Source organism: Streptococcus sanguinis SK49 (assembly GCF_000212815.1).
In the GTDB taxonomy this organism is placed as follows: Bacteria; Bacillota; Bacilli; order Lactobacillales; family Streptococcaceae; genus Streptococcus; species Streptococcus sanguinis_C.
The window spans coordinates 192,834-210,107 of sequence record NZ_GL890985.1 but is presented as its reverse complement, the minus strand read 5'-3'; the positions used below and the strand labels follow the sequence as shown (position 1 = coordinate 210,107).

Annotated in this window: 13 protein-coding genes; 4 read left to right on the top strand and 9 right to left on the bottom strand. The window is 45.4% G+C overall.

Translation table 11 applies throughout. The features are described from left to right. The first annotated feature begins 50 nt into the window (after positions 1–50). The gene (locus HMPREF9380_RS09885; protein ID WP_002931835.1) at positions 51–1,040 is read left to right on the top strand and encodes a hypothetical protein; all 990 of its coding nucleotides are present in this window, start codon (positions 51–53) and stop codon (positions 1,038–1,040) included. Positions 1,041–1,051: 11 nt separating this feature from the next. Continuing rightward, positions 1,052–1,411, top strand: a complete 360-nt coding sequence (locus HMPREF9380_RS09890) for a hypothetical protein (RefSeq protein WP_002931834.1) — start codon at positions 1,052–1,054, stop codon at positions 1,409–1,411. Between the two features lie 117 nt (positions 1,412–1,528). On the opposite strand, the gene nrdI is transcribed toward HMPREF9380_RS09890, so the two are convergent. The 4 genes from nrdI to malQ form a co-directional block, all read right to left on the bottom strand. Continuing rightward, positions 1,529–2,017, bottom strand: a complete 489-nt coding sequence (gene nrdI / locus HMPREF9380_RS09895; protein ID WP_002931833.1) for a class Ib ribonucleoside-diphosphate reductase assembly flavoprotein NrdI — start codon at positions 2,015–2,017, stop codon at positions 1,529–1,531. Between the two features lie 62 nt (positions 2,018–2,079). After that, a complete protein-coding gene (locus HMPREF9380_RS09900; protein WP_002931832.1) occupies positions 2,080–2,598 on the bottom strand; it encodes an ABC transporter permease in 519 nt (172 codons plus the stop codon). A 181-nt stretch (positions 2,599–2,779) separates the two neighbouring features. Beyond that, positions 2,780–5,041 carry a glycogen/starch/alpha-glucan family phosphorylase gene (glgP, locus tag HMPREF9380_RS09905; protein ID WP_002931831.1) on the bottom strand — a complete coding sequence of 754 codons (2,262 nt, stop codon included), beginning with the start codon at positions 5,039–5,041 and terminating at the stop codon, positions 2,780–2,782. Positions 5,042–5,074: 33 nt separating this feature from the next. Further along, on the bottom strand, positions 5,075–6,586 hold the full coding sequence (gene malQ, locus HMPREF9380_RS09910; protein WP_002931828.1) for a 4-alpha-glucanotransferase: 1,512 nt from the start codon (positions 6,584–6,586) through the stop codon (positions 5,075–5,077). Between the two features lie 435 nt (positions 6,587–7,021). Between malQ and HMPREF9380_RS09915 the strand changes: the two genes are divergently transcribed. Together HMPREF9380_RS09915 and pulA are read left to right on the top strand one after the other, a co-directional pair. Beyond that, positions 7,022–8,005 carry a LacI family DNA-binding transcriptional regulator gene (locus HMPREF9380_RS09915; RefSeq protein ID WP_002931820.1) on the top strand — a complete coding sequence of 328 codons (984 nt, stop codon included), beginning with the start codon at positions 7,022–7,024 and terminating at the stop codon, positions 8,003–8,005. A 117-nt stretch (positions 8,006–8,122) separates the two neighbouring features. Continuing rightward, positions 8,123–10,198, top strand: coding sequence for a type I pullulanase (pulA, locus tag HMPREF9380_RS09920; protein ID WP_002931818.1), 2,076 nt, complete (start codon positions 8,123–8,125; stop codon positions 10,196–10,198). Between the two features lie 43 nt (positions 10,199–10,241). Here pulA and thrC read toward each other — a convergent pair whose 3' ends face one another. The 5 genes from thrC to HMPREF9380_RS09945 form a co-directional block, all read right to left on the bottom strand. Further along, the gene (thrC, locus tag HMPREF9380_RS09925; RefSeq protein ID WP_002931817.1) at positions 10,242–11,726 is read right to left on the bottom strand and encodes a threonine synthase; all 1,485 of its coding nucleotides are present in this window, start codon (positions 11,724–11,726) and stop codon (positions 10,242–10,244) included. A gap of 112 nt (positions 11,727–11,838) precedes the next feature. Further along, positions 11,839–12,936 carry a LysM peptidoglycan-binding domain-containing protein gene (locus HMPREF9380_RS09930; RefSeq protein WP_002931816.1) on the bottom strand — a complete coding sequence of 366 codons (1,098 nt, stop codon included), beginning with the start codon at positions 12,934–12,936 and terminating at the stop codon, positions 11,839–11,841. A gap of 437 nt (positions 12,937–13,373) precedes the next feature. After that, a complete protein-coding gene (locus HMPREF9380_RS09935; protein ID WP_002931815.1) occupies positions 13,374–13,997 on the bottom strand; it encodes a V-type ATP synthase subunit D in 624 nt (207 codons plus the stop codon). Beyond that, positions 13,994–15,388 (bottom strand): V-type ATP synthase subunit B, encoded by a 1,395-nt coding sequence (locus tag HMPREF9380_RS09940; protein WP_002894454.1) that lies wholly within the window; start codon positions 15,386–15,388, stop codon positions 13,994–13,996. The genes HMPREF9380_RS09935 and HMPREF9380_RS09940 overlap by 4 nt, the downstream gene beginning before the upstream one ends. Continuing rightward, positions 15,375–17,165 (bottom strand): V-type ATP synthase subunit A, encoded by a 1,791-nt coding sequence (locus HMPREF9380_RS09945; protein WP_002931809.1) that lies wholly within the window; start codon positions 17,163–17,165, stop codon positions 15,375–15,377. Before HMPREF9380_RS09945 ends, HMPREF9380_RS09940 begins: the two co-directional genes overlap by 14 nt. Between the last annotated feature and the right edge of the window lie 109 nt (positions 17,166–17,274).

The following is a 17,274-nucleotide window of genomic DNA, read 5'->3' as shown; positions in this document are numbered from 1 at the left end:
CTTCTTAGTCCTCCCCTTTTTAATATTCAAAGCAATAAGGAGGCAAGCAGATGAACAACAAGAATAGGTTTGTCAAAAGATACATCTGGATTTTAATCCTATTGATTAGTGTTCTACTCTCTTTTTGGGGCTATCAGGCTTATCAAAACTATCAGAAAAAGGAAGCTAAAGCTAAAGAAGAGGCATACTACAGGCAGTTCTCAACACGTTGGGATCGTCTGAAAGATAGTTCTCCGATTTTGATTGGTGATAAAGGGCAATTTGTAGTTGCGCCTATAGGAGTTAAAGTAAATCAGAATTATATGGTGGATACAAAAATCACCACATATAAAAGAGAGGATATTCCGCCAAGAAAAAAACGAGGATATGAAGCAAAGTTAGTATCTTTGGACCTTAATCAAAACTTTAAACGCCGAGAATATGATCTTTACGAGGCAATAGATAAGTATAAAAAAGGTTCAAAATTAGAAAGGATGCTAATTGATGCCGTAACTTATGAAGGTAGGGACTGGGCTGTTCTGATTTTGACCTCTGATGATGAAAAGAAGGAAGTGGATGAGTATGTAGGTTTGAACTTGGCTACAGGGCGTATAGAAGGCCTTCCTCTTCCTTTGAAAAACTTTTATGAAACATCAAATTCTAGACCTGCCAGTTCAGGATGGGAGTATTATTATTATTATTATAAAGATCCTATTCTGGATACTAGCTTATTTAATATACTACAAAGTTATAATTTATATGGTAGTTCGAGTATCGCATTTAATGGTGGGGATAGAGATAATAATGCGGCTAGGAATTTGAATCTTTTTGTGGAAGAGCCAACTCTATGGAATAAAATTTATATAGATGACTATGCTATTTATCCTCGGCCAGAGTCGGTCAGCGTGGAAGAGTGGTTTAACACCTCTCTTCACTGGTTTGCACCTGCCGGCGGAGAAGATTTAACAGTTTATGCAAGTGAGAAGGGGCATAGGACAGATTATGCCATTCACAACTATGCGGAATATCAGACTTGGAAACAAGCGCATCCAGATGAATAAAGGAGGGAAAAATGACAATTAATATAAAACCGGATCAGCTGAATGGAACTGTAACAAGTATATCAAACGAAGTTAGTGATATTCATGCGAATGAAGCTATTATTGATGATACTGGTACTAAATTAAATGATTGTACGGCTCTTATTCGTTATACAGGTACCATTTTAGGTGAAACAGTCAGCAAATATAATACTTTTTTGAATGGTTTGGCAGAAAAGTTTAAAAATACAGATTATAATATCAGTACAGAGATAAGAGATAATTCATCTCGTATTAATGATGGGAACGTTAATCCAAGTGATGATTTCTTTATACGGTCCAATGTCCACATAATCCAAAATAGTAATGTTTCGGTCCTTTATTCCCAGTAAGTTTGTGATAAAATTTAACTGTTCCATAAGATTCTTTCTAATGATGGTTTTGTTGCTTTGCATTATAAGTCTTACGGGACTTTTTCCCACAATTATAGAGCCAAAAAAACGAAAACCTCACTGGTTTTCGTTTTTTTCAATGTGATAGAGCTCCTCAATAATGCCCGCAACCTTCTTAATGTCTCCCAACATGCCGCGCATTTCAAAATCAGCCAAAACTGGAAAACCAAAGCGCTCTGAATATTGCTTGGCTGTCAGACAGTATTGGTTGTTAAAGTTACGATTGCCACTGCCAATGACGCCCAGACACTTGCTGGCATTCTGACCATAGGCGATAAAGTCCCCCACATCGGTTGTCAGAATTTCTACATCGCCATTGTCCACACCATTACCGCCCTCCAGATAAGTCGGCAGAAAAGCGATGAAAGGATTGTCCATTTCAAAAAAGGGCCGCCCTTCCTTTACCAGGTCTTTGATATGAATCTTCTCTACTTCTAGGCTTGGATGCTGCTCCAGCAAATAGTCTGTCAGCCGACGGACGAAACTCTCTGTATTGCCGCTCAGGCTGATGTAAACCAAGGAAACCTTTGTCATTTTACTCTCCATTCTAAAAAATAACAGATATTGCTTCTTAAAATTGTAAGCACTTATCTGTTATTTGTCAAATTTTATTCGTTTGCAGCTAGTTCCGCTTTTTCAGCCTCTTTTTGCTGCTGGATTAGCTTAAAGACGACGATGGAAAGATAAATTAAACTGATAATAAAGCCCAGCACTGTTCCTAAAAGAAGGCTGTTTGAATGCGTCGCAATGTTCTCAGGGCTTGTAAATACCTTGCCAACAATCCCTTTCGATGAAATATAGACGTAAACTTGAGATAACAAACTGACTAGTATATAAACGATATAGCTAATATTAGCCATCTGCAGATTTTTTCTAACCAAAAAGACGATAGATGCTATTAACAGAGCCGTCATAACGAAAAAAATAATCATATTCATTCCATTACGAAGAAATTCAAAATAAAGTCTATTAAACTGATTTGTCTGATCACTCAACTCTTTTGAGAAACCGATTTGTGTATAATCTACCTCAGAAAACTTGGAGAAAAAACGGCTCCATACTCCCAGTAAAGTTCCGATTGCTGACAAGCCCAGCAAAACATAAAGATAAATTGGTTTCTTTTTCATGAACGCCTCCTGTAAAGAAATATTTTCACTTATTATACACCGAAAAGAAAAAGCTGACAAGGCCAAGAGGTTTTCATCTTTTCAGAAGCCCACACAATAGCTAAATCCTTATTCATTTCTTCGACTAAAAAATCAAAGCCGAAACACTGCTGTCTCGGCTTTTGTTTTGATTCAAATTATATTAGCTGTTCAAGTGCCATACTTCTTCTTCGTATTGAGCGATAGTACGGTCAGATGAGAAGAATCCAGCTTTGGCGATATTGACGATGACTTTGTCCATCCAAGCATCACGGTCTTCGTAGTCCGCCAGCATACGCTCCTTCACTTGGATATAGTCTTCTAGATCCAGCAAGGTCATGAACCAGTCCTTGCTGATCAGTTCATTGTAAAGACGTTCCAAGCGTTCAGCTTTACCGACTGCCAAGACTTCATCGCTGACGATAAAGTCAACCAATGGCTTGATAGCTTCGCGTGCATAGTACTCACTAGACTTGTAAGCAGATTTTGCGTAGAGGTCAATAACAGTCTCAGAATCTTCACCGAAGATGTAGATGTTGTCTTCGCCGACTAGCTCTGCAATCTCAACGTTTGCTCCGTCCATAGTACCAAGAGTCAAGGCACCGTTAAGCATGAACTTCATGTTACCAGTACCAGATGCTTCCTTGGAAGCCAGGGAAATCTGCTCAGAAATGTCACCAGCTGCAATCAAGAAGCTAGACGCTGTAACATTGTAGTTTTCTACCATAACTACTTGCAGATGCGGAGCCACTTGAGGGTCATTAGCAATCACTTCTGACAAGCAAAGAATGAGGTGGATGATGTCCTGTGCAATTGTGTAAGCAGGAGCAGCCTTACCACCGAAGAAGACAGTGATTGGACGAGCAGGAATGTTGCCAGCCTTGATGTCCAGATACTTGTGGATAACGTACAGAGCGTTCATTTGTTGGCGCTTGTACTCATGCAGACGCTTGATTTGGATATCAAAGATAGAGTCTGGATTGATTTCCACACCTTGTGCTTCCTTCAAGTGACGAGCCAATTTACGCTTGTTGTGAGCCTTGATGCCTTCCAATTTTTCTTTAACATTTGCAGCGCCAGTGAATTCCAACAAGCCTTCAAGCTTAGTTGCGTCATGGTGCCAGTCGCGGCCCAACAACTCATCTAGGTAGTGAGACAGGCGTGGGTTAGCATGCATGAGCCAGCGGCGGAAAGTAATACCGTTGGTCTTGTTATTGAATTTTTCAGGGTAGATATCGTAGAAAGCCTTGAGCTCAGAGTTTTTCAGGATTTCTGTATGCAGAGCAGCAACCCCATTGACACTGTATCCGTAGTGGATATCCATGTGAGCCATGTGCACACGATCGTCTTCATCAATGATTTGCACTGCTGGATCTGTGTATTTAGCTTTCACACGCTTGTCAAGCTCTTTGATGATTGGTACCAGGTGCGGTACTACTTCTTTCAAGAATTCCAGAGGCCATTTTTCAAGAGCTTCAGCTAGAATTGTGTGGTTCGTATAAGCAGTCATCTTCTGTACGATGGCAATTGCTTCATCCATATCCAAACCACGCTCAGTCAAGAGACGAATCATTTCTGGGATAACCAGAGATGGGTGGGTATCATTGATTTGGATGACAGCATAGTCTGCCAAATCGTGCAGGTTGCTGCCTTTTTCAATGGCTTCGTCAATAATCAGCTGAGCGCCATTTGAAACCATGAAGTACTGCTGGAAGATACGGAGCAATTCCCCTTGCTTGTCACTATCGTCTGGATAGAGGAAGAGGGTCAAGTTGCGAGCGATATCTGTCTTATCGAAGTCAATACCGTCTGTGATGATATCCGCATCCACTGAGTCCAAATCAAAGAGACGAAGACGGTTCTTAGTTTCTGTCTTGTAACCTGGCACATCAATATCATAAAGAGTAGATGTCAGAGTGAAGTGAGCAAATGGCACTTGGTAGCTGCGGCTAGAGCGAACCAACCAGTTTTGCTCAGTCAGCCAGAAGTTAGGAATTGTTGTCTGTTCGTTGTTTTTCAAAACCTGTTGGAAGAGACCAAAGTGGTAGTTCAGTCCTACACCATCACCATTAAGACCCAAGGTCGCAATAGAGTCCAGGAAGCAGGCAGCCAGACGGCCCAAGCCTCCGTTACCCAGAGACGGCTCCAACTCAACTTCTTCTACCTCGATCAAGTCTTTACCAGCATCTGCCAGTTCTTGCTTCACATCATCGTAAAGTCCAAGGTTGATCAAGTTGTTAGACAAGAGTTTACCAATCAGGAATTCAGCTGAGATGTAGTAGAGTTTTTTCTTACCAGTGTTGACTGGCTTTTGAGCGCTGGCTAATTTAGTGTAGTTCAAAAGAGCCAGGTAAAGTTCTTCGTTGCTGCAATCAGCAAGATTTTTTGAATAAGTATTTTTGATATAAGTTTGTAAGTTTGACATGATTAATCCCTTCAAGCCTGATTCGGCTGTTCTTTATTCGTTAATTAAATCGGTATTCATACGACGGTAAGTCTTAGTCAAGCTGTAAAGCTCGCCTTCGACGATTGGATTCAGCTCTTCAGCTGTCATCCGCCAAGTCCAGTTGCCACCAATTGTGGATGGATAGTTCATCCGTGCTGCACTATCTAATTCCAGCAGGTCTTGCATGGTCGCAATGGCCATAAAGCTGACTGAAGCAAAGATTGTGCGCAGCATTGCATGAGGTACTGTTTCGTACTCCTTACGGTTGGTGTACTGTGCCATGTACTGGCGAGTAGCGTCATCAATCTCATCCTTGTACCAGCCCAAAACAGTATTGTTATCATGGGTTCCGGTATACATGACTGAGTTGTTTGGCGCCTGATGCGGACTGTCGATGCTTTCATCATCAGGATTGAAGGCAAATTGCAAGATCTTCATTCCTGGGAAACCAGTACGCTCGCGCAGCTCGATCACTTCGTCCGTCATAAAGCCTAGGTCTTCTGCGATGATATTCAAATCACCCAAGGCTTCCTTAACCGCTGCAAAGAGCTTGTAGTCTGGACCTTTGACCCACTTACCAGAAGCAGATGTTTCTGAGCCAGCAGGTACTTCCCAGTAAGACTCAAAGCCGCGGAAGTGGTCGATACGAACAATGTCGTAAATCTTGAAGCTTTCACGCAGGCGTTCAATCCACCAAGCATAACCATCCTTATCCATAGCTTCCCAGTCATAGATAGGATTGCCCCAAAGCTGGCCAGTTTCTGAAAATTCATCTGGCGGACATCCTGCCACACAGGTCGGCTTGCCAACAGCATCTGTCTTAAAGAAGTGCGGCTGTGCCCACACATCAGCACTGTCAGCTGCCACATAGATTGGCATATCACCGACAATCTCGATATGATGTTCATTAGCATAGGCTTTTAATCTTAACCACTGCTTAAAGAAGAGATACTGAGTTACACGATGGTAGGTCAGCTTGTCAGCCAGCTTCTCACGATAAGAAGCGAGACTAGCAGCGTCACGGCGACGGATCGCTTCATCCGGCCACTCTGTCCAAGCTAGATTATCAAAATGCTCCTTGATAGCCATGTACTCAGCGAAAACTTCCAGCCAAGCTGCATTTTGCTCTACAAAGCTCTCATAGTCAGACAGATCATCTGCTTTCAAGAAACGAGCTACTGCTTTTTCCATGATTGGACGGCGAGCATCAAAAATCTTTGCATAATCTACTTTTTTAGGATCATCTCCGAAATCAGCTCCCTTAACATCCGCCTCATCCAGCAAACCCTCTTCTATCAGAATATCAAAATCGATAAAGTAGGTATTCCCCGCAAAAGCAGAGAAAGACTGATAAGGAGAATCACCATAACTGGTCGTTCCCAGTGGCAAAATCTGCCAATAGCGCTGCTTGGTGCGAACCAAGAAGTCTACAAAATCATAAGCACTTTGGCCAAAAGATCCGATACCGTACTTGCCCGGAAGGGATGAAATGTGCATGAGCACACCGCTTTGACGTTTTTTCATTTTGTCACCTCGTTATTTTTTCCTCTACGCCTTTTCATTTTTACTTAATGCAAACGTTTGCGTCGACTTGATTATAACCTATTTTTTTTTTAGTGCAAGGGGTTTTTGAGATTTTTTTCAATTTATTGGTTAATGGATATAATGCTCTTTTAGGACTCTCCTACAGCCCCAATTATTTGCCGTTTTTCTCTTCTTGCAAGCGTTCTCTTTTTGTGTTAAAATGTTCTTACAAACAGAAAACGTTTGCGTTTGCGGAGAAACTGCTTCATACTTGTTTTTTCGACCATCATAGTTAAGCAAAATCACTGGTTACGATAGCTATTTCGAGCATAGGTTTGCATGACTCATAGAAAGCAAGTGCTTCTACTAGTAGATTTAAAATAGTTGATGTTATAGAAAGGATTTCCAGCAAATGCAGGCCTTTAGGAGGTTTTTATGCGAGTTACTATCAAAGAAGTCGCAAAACTAGCAGGCGTGTCGCCCTCTACTGTGACCCGCGTTGTACAAAACAAATCAACCATCAGTGAAGAAACCAAAAAACGGGTCCGTGCTGCTATGAAGGAACTGGACTATCATCCCAATCTCAATGCCAGAAGTCTGGTCAGCCAATCCAGCCAGGTCATCGGCTTGGTCCTACCGGACGACTCAGATGTCTTCTATCAAAACCCTTTCTTCCCAACTGTATTGCGGGGGATTTCTCAAATCGCTTCTGACTATGACTATGCCATCCAGATCAGCACTGGGCAAGATGAAGAGCACCGCTTAGAAAATATGAAGCAGATGATTTTGGGCAAGCGAGTTGACGGACTGATCTTCCTTTATTCTAAACAGGACGATCCTTTGGTCGACTTTGCAGTTAGAAACAACTTCCCTTTCCTCATCTTAGGGAAAGCTGTCTCACCTTTCATCTCTCTGGTGGACAATGACAATATCAAGGCTGGCTATGACGCGACCAGATATTTCCTTGACAAGGGCTATCAGAAAATTGCCTTTCTAGCCGGGAATAAGGAGCTGGTCGTTTCTCAGGATCGTTACACAGGCTACAAGCAAGCTCTGAATGAAGCAGAACGGTCTTTGGATGAACGCATTATCAAATTTGCCTTCGGTTTCCTTCTGGAAGACAACAGTTACAAGATTATGGAGGAGCTGCCGCTGGACGAGATTGAAGCCATCGTGACCTCTGATACCTTGGTAGCAGAAGGAGCCCTGCACTATCTCAAAGATCAGGACTACCAGATTCCCATTATCACCTTTGATTCTCTCAAACCGCGCATTGATGTGGATGCCTATATCGATATCAATGCCCTCGAGCTTGGGAAAGAGTCTTTCCGGACCCTCTTCCAAATTATCAAGGACAATAAAGAGGACAAGCAAATCTGCTATCGCCAGTTGATCCCGCATAGCATCAGCACTCGCTAATCCGAGTGCTTTTGCTCATTCATCAACGATTCACAGAACGGCCTTGTCCTAACCTAGGGAAGAGCCTAAACTCAAAACAATTACACGAATAGAAACTGACAAAGAAAGAGGAAAAACATGGCTTTTCGTATTTTTCAAGCCTATTTAGATGACGAAAATATCATCACCATCGAACTGGAAAAGAGCTTTGAAGCCTACTCCATCCACTTTACACTGGAAGACAAGCACAGCTCCAGCCCTTTGACCATCAAAAATATCAACAATCAGGAAGAGCGGATTATCTACACCGTGTCGGCTAATGAGCCCATTGACCTGACGCAGTCCTACAAGGTCTATGACCAGGATCGCAACCATACTGACCTGCAGTACCGCCATATCGTGAAAAAGCCTATTTTCGATGAAATTTTTGACTATGCAGGCGACGATTTGGGAGCTCAATACAGTCCCCAAGCCACCGATTTCAAACTCTGGGCGCCGATTTCCGAAAAAGTCCTCCTGCATCTCAAAGACCAGGTTCACCATCTCAAGCGTCTGGATAAGGGAGTCTGGCATGCCCGCATTGAGGGAGATTTAGAGGGAGCCTCCTATTCTTATCTCCATAAGATCAATGGCAAGTGGGTAGAAGTCCATGATCCCTACGCCCTATCCTCAGATGTTAATTCGGGCAACAGCTATGTCATCAATCTAGACAAGATTAAAAAGCCTATCAAACGAGCGAAAACACAGTTGGATCCGACAGAAGCCGTCATTTATGAAATGAGCGTCCGTGATTTCTCTACGCAGAAAGAAGCTGGTTTCTCCTATCCTGGGAAGTTTGCCTCGCTGAGCGAATCTCCAGTCGTCCACGGTCAGAAGTTCGGTCTGGACTATCTGAAAGAGCTAGGTATCAGCCACGTGCAGCTCATGCCTGTCTACGACTTTGGCAGCGTTGATGAAAAGCATCCTGAGCTCGTCTACAACTGGGGCTACGACCCTGTCCAGTATAATGTCCCAGATGGCAGTTTTGCCAGCAATCCACGAAACCCTTATGCCCGCATCTTAGAGCTGCAGGCAGCCATTACTGCCTACCACAATGCTGATATCAGCGTTATCATGGACGTGGTCTACAATCATGTCTATGATGCCAACAGCTATGCTTTTGAAAAAATCGTGCCCGGCTATTTTTTCCGGCTCAATGACATGGGCTACCGGACCAACGGAACCTTCTGCGGCAATGATGTAGCCAGTGAGAAGGCCATGGTTCGCCGCTATATCAAGCAGTCGGTCAAGCAATGGGTCAGCATCTATGGCTTTGACGGTTTCCGCTTTGATCTGATGGGGATTTTAGATATCCAAACCATGCAGCAGATAGCTGACGAACTCAAGACGCTCTATCCTAACATCTACCTCTACGGCGAAGGCTGGCAGATGGATACTGGGCTGGCAAGTGAGCAATTGGCCCATCAGTACAATGCTTCCCAGCTGCCAGATTATGGGTTTTTCAGCGATCATTTCCGTGACAGTCTCAAGCAGACCATCGCTCAAGGCCGGCAAATCGAGAGCAAGACTCCTGCCAGTCAGCTTGAAAACGTCCTGACAGCCAATGTCGGACTAAAAGGCGAGGCTCACTTCATAGCGCCCCAGCAGGCTATTAATTATGTGGAGTGCCATGACAATGCAACGGTTTTTGATTACTTTGATATCGTCAACCCTGCTATCACCTTGCGGGATCGGCTGGCCAATTCGCGGCTGGCTCTCCATCTCGTTCTACTGGCCCAGGGCGTACCTTTTATCCACAGCGGTCAGGAATTTTTCCGGACTAAAAATCTGATTGACAACACCTACAATATGCCTGACGAAATCAATAAACTAGACTGGCTGCGCTCCCTGCATTACACAGAGGATATTGCTTTTCTTAAAAAGCTGATTGCCTTTCGCAGAGCACATCCGCTGCTGCATCTAAAAACCAGCGCCGCTATCAAGCAAGCCTGTCAGGTCAACTGGCTGACAGACAGTTTATTGGAGTACAAAATTCAAGACAGGAAAGAAAGTATGACAATCGTCATCAACTTTGGCAACCAAGAGGCTGACTACGAAAATAAAAACAAGCAAAGATTGCATCTCCAGTACCCAGCCATCGATGCCCAAAAACCAATTGTACCACTAGCTGACAGTTACAGCCTAGCTGGCAAGCAGTTGATTGTGTTAAAATAGATTATAAAACATCAGCCAATGAATAAGCTGATGTTTTTGTTTTTTATAATCCCAAATAATCTTCGACTGCTGCCTGCATTTGGTCTGCAGCGACCGTCGTTTTGTGGCGCACTGGGGCTGTTTCTAAGCCATCCACAGCTGGTGGCAAGGCTACGCCAGAAAGTGCGTGCAGTTGGTCCAAAGCCTCAAAGTCACTGAGTCCTGTTTGACCAGTCACAGCCTCAACAGCCACGACTGGGAATTTATAGGGACTAGCGGTAGACGCGATAACAGTCTTGCGCTGATCACCTGTCTCTGCCAGATATTTTTGATAGACAGCAGACGCAACGGCAGTATGAGGGTCTTCGATGTAATTAGATGCTTGATAGACCCGCTTGATTTCAGCAGCTGTTTCTTGCTCTGTCGCATAATCAGCCGCAAAGAGCTCTAAAATATCAGCGTCAAAGTCCGTCAGTTCATACTGTCCATGCTCATTCAGAGCCGCCATCAAGGCTGCTGTTTTCTCAGCGCTGTCACCAGACAGATGGAAAATCAAGCGCTCCAAGTTAGAGGAAACCAGAATATCCATGGACGGACTAGACGTCACCTTAAAGCTCCGCTTCTTGTCATAAACCTGAGTCTTGAAGAAGTCTGTCAGGACATTGTTTTCATTTGATGCGCAGATTAGCTTGCCAACTGGCAGACCGATTTGCTTGGCATAGTAGGCCGCCAAGATATTACCAAAGTTCCCTGTCGGAACGGTAAAGTTGACCTTGTCTCCTGCTGTGATTTCTCCCGTCTTCACTAGCTGAGCATAAGCATAGACATAGTAGACAATCTGCGGCACCAAACGGCCGATATTCATGGAGTTGGCTGATGAAAACTGGAATTTGTGCTCCAAGAGACGAGCTCGTAGGTCTGTGTCGTTGAACATGTGCTTGACATTGGTCTGGGCATCGTCAAAGTTGCCATCAATGGCAACGACATGCGTATTAGCACCTGTCTGTGTCGTCATTTGCAGCTCTTGGACCTTGCTGACACCATCTTTGGGATAAAAGACGATAATCTCAGTCCCAGGAACATCCGCAAAGCCTGCCATAGCTGCCTTGCCTGTGTCGCCAGAAGTCGCTGTCAGAATAACAATTTTGTTTTCCAACCCGTGCTTTTTAGCTGCAGTTGTCATCAGATGAGGCAGGATGGACAAAGCCATATCCTTGAAGGCAATGGTCGCTCCGTGGAAAAGCTCTAGATTGTGCTGACCATCCAGCTTGACCAAGGGAGCAATCGCCGCATCATCAAACTTGCTGTCGTAGGCATGGTTGATACAGTGGTCCAGCTCCGCTTCAGAAAAATCATCCAAAAATGCAGACAAAACCAGCTTGGCTACTTCCTGATAAGAAGCGTCTTTGAGCTTGGCAAAGTCCAAATCGACCTGCGGATAGGTAGTGGGCGTAAAGAGCCCGCCGTCTGTCGCCAAACCTTGCAGAATCGCCTGGCTGGCTGTTACTCTATTCTTTTCGTCGCGTGTTGATTGATAAACTAAGGTCATTCTCTCTCATCCTTTATCTATAGTTCGCTTTATTATACCAAAATTTATCAGAAAATTCTCGCTTTTTCACAGAGAATATCAGAAAAAGCCCATTTCTGGGCTTGTTTTCATCTTATTCATTCATAGATACGTGAACGTGGTCGTAATGATTTTCAGTCACGCTACCACGGTCTGGCATTTGGTTCCAAGTATTAGCTGGTCCATAAATGCTTTCAAATGGTGCATAGAACTGTTGCTGCCAAATAACGTAAGAGATGCCTCTTTCAGTCATGTTAGAAGTAACATCAGCTGCGACCTGGTTTCCTAATTCAGTATTGTCACCGACGATAAAGTCAGCCGCCAAGCCCTTACCATGATCTCCACTATCACCTGGGCGGTAGAGACTAAATTCTGTAATTCCATATTTAGCTGCTATCTCTTCTTTCAGAGCTGCAGTTTGTGGCTGAAGACCTTCATTAGCAGGATTGTTAGTTGTAATGCTAGCAGCATCTGTTACAGCTGGAGCATTGTAAGTTGTTGGCTCAACAGCGGCAGTTGCTTGACTGACTTGGTCTTGGCCTAATTCAGTAGCTTCTGGAGCCGCCTCTGCTGGAGCTTCTGGACTTGCAGCAACTACTGGCTGTGGTGCTGCCTCTACAGGAGCGGCTGTATTTGCTTCCGCAGCTGGGGCTGCTTCACTTGCAACTTCTGCTACTGGGGCAGGAGCTTCTTCAGCAGGCACTGGTGTTTGGTCTGCTGGAGCTGCAACAGCTTCCTCAACAGCCGGAGCTGGAGTTTCTGCTGCTTGAGCCGGTGCCGCTGGAGCGGCTTGTTCAGTACCAAAAATCTCGCTAGCTGTATAATCTTCCGTTACCAATCCTGCATTATTCCCTGCTTGGTAGCTTTGGATTTCTACAGAGGCAATTTCGTTGTGGCCATTTGTTATAATGGTCAAAACAGTACCTGGGAAAATCAAGTCAGCATTGGCAATTTGATTGACTTTAGCCAAATCAACAAGGTCAATGTTCATCGCTTGAGCGATATTTCCCAAAGTGTCTCCATATTGAACAGTGTAAGTTTGTTGGTTTTCATTACTCGTAATATCCGCTTTAATTTGCTCAACTGTTCTGGCAGTCCAGTTTTGTGGCTGCTCCTCAGCTCGCGTTGTCAACAAAGGCAATGCTGACAAAGCAACAGTTGAAGCCAAAAGTAATTTCTTATTCATTTTCATATGTAAAATGCACCTTCCTAATCATTCATGATACGAAAACCATCTTACCATAATTTTTCTAAGAAAAAAGCCTTTTTCGACCTATTTAACAAAACTGTCTGCCCCCTGTAATATGGAGATTTTTTTGTAACATATTAAAATTGGCAACAAGCAAAAGAACCCCATTTAGAGAGGTTCTTGTTTTTTCTTTTGGGCTTATTTGAATTTTTTCTACTCTGGTAAACTAAACCCGACCTAAGATCTTGGCAAAAAAGAGAACATCTCCTAGAAGCTTTCGCTTCTTCGTCTATTTTTGCTGTGAATATATCTATTCACTCTGGGTTAGCTCAGCTAAATCGAGCTTCGGCTAAAAACTCGGAAAAAAGAGAACTGGCTCGGATTCATCGAATCCATCGTCCAGTTCCTATTTTTCAGTCGTTTTTTAACGCCTCCACATCTTACTTCACCTTCATCATTCGGACGAGGCTGGCCCGTTCGGCTTCCTCCAGCTTCATTTCGATGTAGTAGATGGTTTCTTTGAGGTCAGGGATGGTAGCATACTCTAGTCCGTTGACCCGACGGCGGGTTTTCTCGATTTCATCCGCCATGAGCTGGCAGCTTTTCTCAATCTCTGCCAGTCGCAACAGGTCAGGAAGCAGATCGCTCATACTTTCAATGGTTTCATCCATCTGGCTGTTAGACGCCACATAGCTATAAACCACCTCTCCCTCGTCATCAGTATGCGGATTGTCAATATGGGCGTACATCTTGGGCACGCGCACACTCATGATATTCTCAGTCTCCACATGCAGATTGACCTCCCGCGTGGGCACAGCAAAAATCTCCTCGACCATGAGGTCACTCTCCAGCGCCTTGGCCATGACAAAATCCTGCAGATGGCCGACCAGAGCGGATTCGACCTTTTGGCGAAGCTGATTGTTCTCACGGACAGACTCAATGAAGCGCCGCATCAGCTCATCCCGCTTATCCTTGAGCAATTTATGCCCACGGACAGCCGTTTTGAGACGGGCTTTTAAGTTATTCAGCTCCATCCGAGTCGGCTTGACATTGAGTCGCGTCATCTTTCTTCCTCCTTGGTCTGCGGCAGGTATTGGTCAATCATATCGTCCTTAATCCGCTTGAGCTCCGTTCTAGGTAAGATGGACAGGAGTTCCCAGCCCAGATCCAAGCTTTCCTCGATGGTTCGGTTGGTCTGGAAACCTTGATTGATGTAGTCCTGCTCGAAGCGGTCAGTAAAGCGCACATAGAGCTTGTCCGTTTCGGACAGGGCAGATTCCCCCAGAACGACAGCCAACTCCTTGGCCTGCTTGCCTTGGGCATAGGCAGCAAATAGCTGGTTCATGGTTGCAGCATGGTCTCCTCTGGTCTTGCCCTCACCTGAACCCTTGTCCTTGAGACGAGACAGAGATGGCAGGACATTGATGGGTGGACGATAGCCACTGTTGTATAGGTCACGTGAAAGGATAATCTGCCCCTCCGTAATATAACCCGTCAAGTCTGGAATCGGATGGGTAATGTCATCCTCTGGCATAGACAGGATCGGAATCTGCGTCACCGAGCCTTTCTTGCCAACCAGACGTCCAGCCCGCTCATAGAGGGTGGACAGGTTAGTATAGAGGTAACCCGGATACCCACGACGGCCCGGCACTTCACGACGAGCTGCGGAAACTTCCCGCAGGGCTTCACAGTAGTTGGTCATGTCAGTCATGATAACCAGAACGTGCATGTCCTTTTCATAAGCTAGGTACTCGGCTGCTGTCAGGGCAATCCTCGGCGTCGCAATCCGCTCGATAGCTGGATCATTAGCCAGATTGATAAAGAGCACCGAGCGATCAATGGCTCCTGTCTCCCGGAGGTCATTCATAAAGAACTCGGCTTCTTCAAAGGTAATCCCCATGGCCGCAAAGACCACGGCGAAGTTTTCATCAGAGTTAAGCACGGTCGCCTGACGGGCGATTTGAGCGGCTAATTCCTTGTGGGGCAGACCAGAGCCAGAGAATACTGGCAGTTTTTGCCCCCGAACCAGGGTATTGAGGTGGTCAATGGCCGAGATACCAGTCTGGATAAACTCGTCTGGATAATCGCGAGCTACTGGATTGATGGCTTGACCATCAATATCCAGATATTTTTCTGGCAAGATAGCTGGGCCGCCATCAATTGGCTTGCCCATCCCATTGAAAATCCGGCCCACCATGTCTTCTGACACTGGCAACTCTAGCGGACGACCGGTAAAGCGGACCTTGGCTTTTTCCAGATTGATGCCGCTTGATCCCTCAAAAAGCTGGACCATAGCCTTGTCTTCTTGGACTTCCAGAACCTGGCCCTGACGCTTACTTCCGTCATGTAGCTGGATTTCTACCAATTCATTGAAATGCACGCCAGCAACTTGGTCGACAATCATCAGAGGGCCGACAACTTCACTGACGGTGCGGTATTCTTTAATGACGCTCATTGTCTAGTCCTCCTTGGGCAAGAATCTGGTGCAGGGTTTCCTCAATAGTCTGACCGAGACCCTGAATTTTTTCCAACTGATCTTCATGAATAAACTTGCTGCGGGCAATTCGGTCACGCAGCTCCACCGTTCCTTCCATGATTTCCCGGAAATAAGCTCCCAGCTCCAAGGCACGATTGGCCTCCGCATCAAAGGTCAGGATATTGCTCAATAAAGCCACCTGCTTTTTGAAAGAAGTATAGGTGTCCACATCATCAAAGGCATTCTGCTGCAGGTAGTCCTCACGAATCATCTTGGCTGCATTCATGGTCAGTCGGTCCTTTTCAGACAAGGAATCCAAGCCCACCAAGCGCACGATTTCCTGCAGTTCGCTTTCCTTTTGCAGAATATTCATGGCCTTGGTCACCTTTTCTGCCCAAGCAATCTTCTCATGCTGGTCGATATATGCTCCCACTTCGTCTAGATAGAGCGAGTAAGAGCTCAGCCAGTTGATAGCTGGGAAATGCCGGCGTTGAGCCAGCTGGGCATCCAAGCCCCAGAAAACCTTGACAATCCGCAGGGTATTTTGCGTCACCGGCTCAGAAATATCGCCGCCCGGAGGTGATACGGCCCCGATAGCGGTTATAGAGCCTTCGCGCGCAGTTGAACCGAGCGTCTTGACCCGGCCAGCCCGCTCGTAATACTCAGCAATCCGGCTGCCAAGATAGGCTGGATAGCCTTCGTCACCTGGCATTTCTTCCAGACGACCGGACATTTCCCGCAGGGCTTCTGCCCAGCGAGAGGTGGAGTCCGCCATGATGGCTACAGAATAACCCATGTCGCGGAAATATTCTGCGATAGTAATCCCTGTGTAAATTGACGCTTCCCGAGCCGCCACCGGCATATTAGAAGTGTTGGCAATCAGCACCGTCCGCTGCATGATGGACTGGCCAGTTGCTGGGTCGATTAATTCTGGAAATTCATTGAGTACGTCGGTCATCTCATTGCCACGCTCACCGCAGCCGACATAGATAACTATGTCAACATTGGCAAACTTGGCCACCTGGTGCTGAACGACAGTCTTACCAGCCCCGAAAGGTCCTGGTACGGCTGCTGCTCCGCCCTTGGTCACTGGGAAAAAGGTATCGATGACCCGCTGGCCAGTCACCAAAGGCTCAACTGGAATCAACTTCTGAGCAAAAGGACGCCCACGACGGACCGGCCATTTTTGCATCAGAGTCCCTTTAAAGACAGAACCGTCCGCCTGCTCAATCTCGTAAACAGTCTCTTCAACAGTGAAACTGCCAGCTGAGATATTGGTCAAACGTCCACTGACTCCAACTGGCACCATGATGCGGAGCTCCACCAGATTGGTCTCCTGCACCGTTCCCAGAATATCGCCTGCCTCAACCGCATCTCCGACAGACAGACTTGGAACAAAATCCCACTTAGTCTCTCGGTCTAGATTTGGCAATTGAACACCGCGGACGAGAAAGTCACTCTCCGTGATGGTTTGGAAACGCTCCAAAGGCCGCTGAATTCCGTCAAACATCTGGGAAATCAGGCCTGGTCCCAGTTCAACGGACAGAGGACTTCCAGTCGTGATGACTGGCTCTCCCGGACCCAAGCCAGAAGTTTCTTCATAAACCTGAATAGAAGCTTGGTCCCGCCGCATTTCGATAATTTCACCGATCAGCCCCAAATCGCCAACCCGGCAGATATCCTGAATATTCGCTTCCTGCATCCCTGATGCCAGCACCAGAGGACCAGAAACTTTGATAATCTTTCCTTGACTCACAATCTTCCTCCATTCTTGGGAGATTTTTCTTGTTTCTCAATGAAAATCTAAGCTCAAACTAAGCAACAGTTTGAATTTCATTTCCAAAGAGTATTTTTTGATTCTTGCC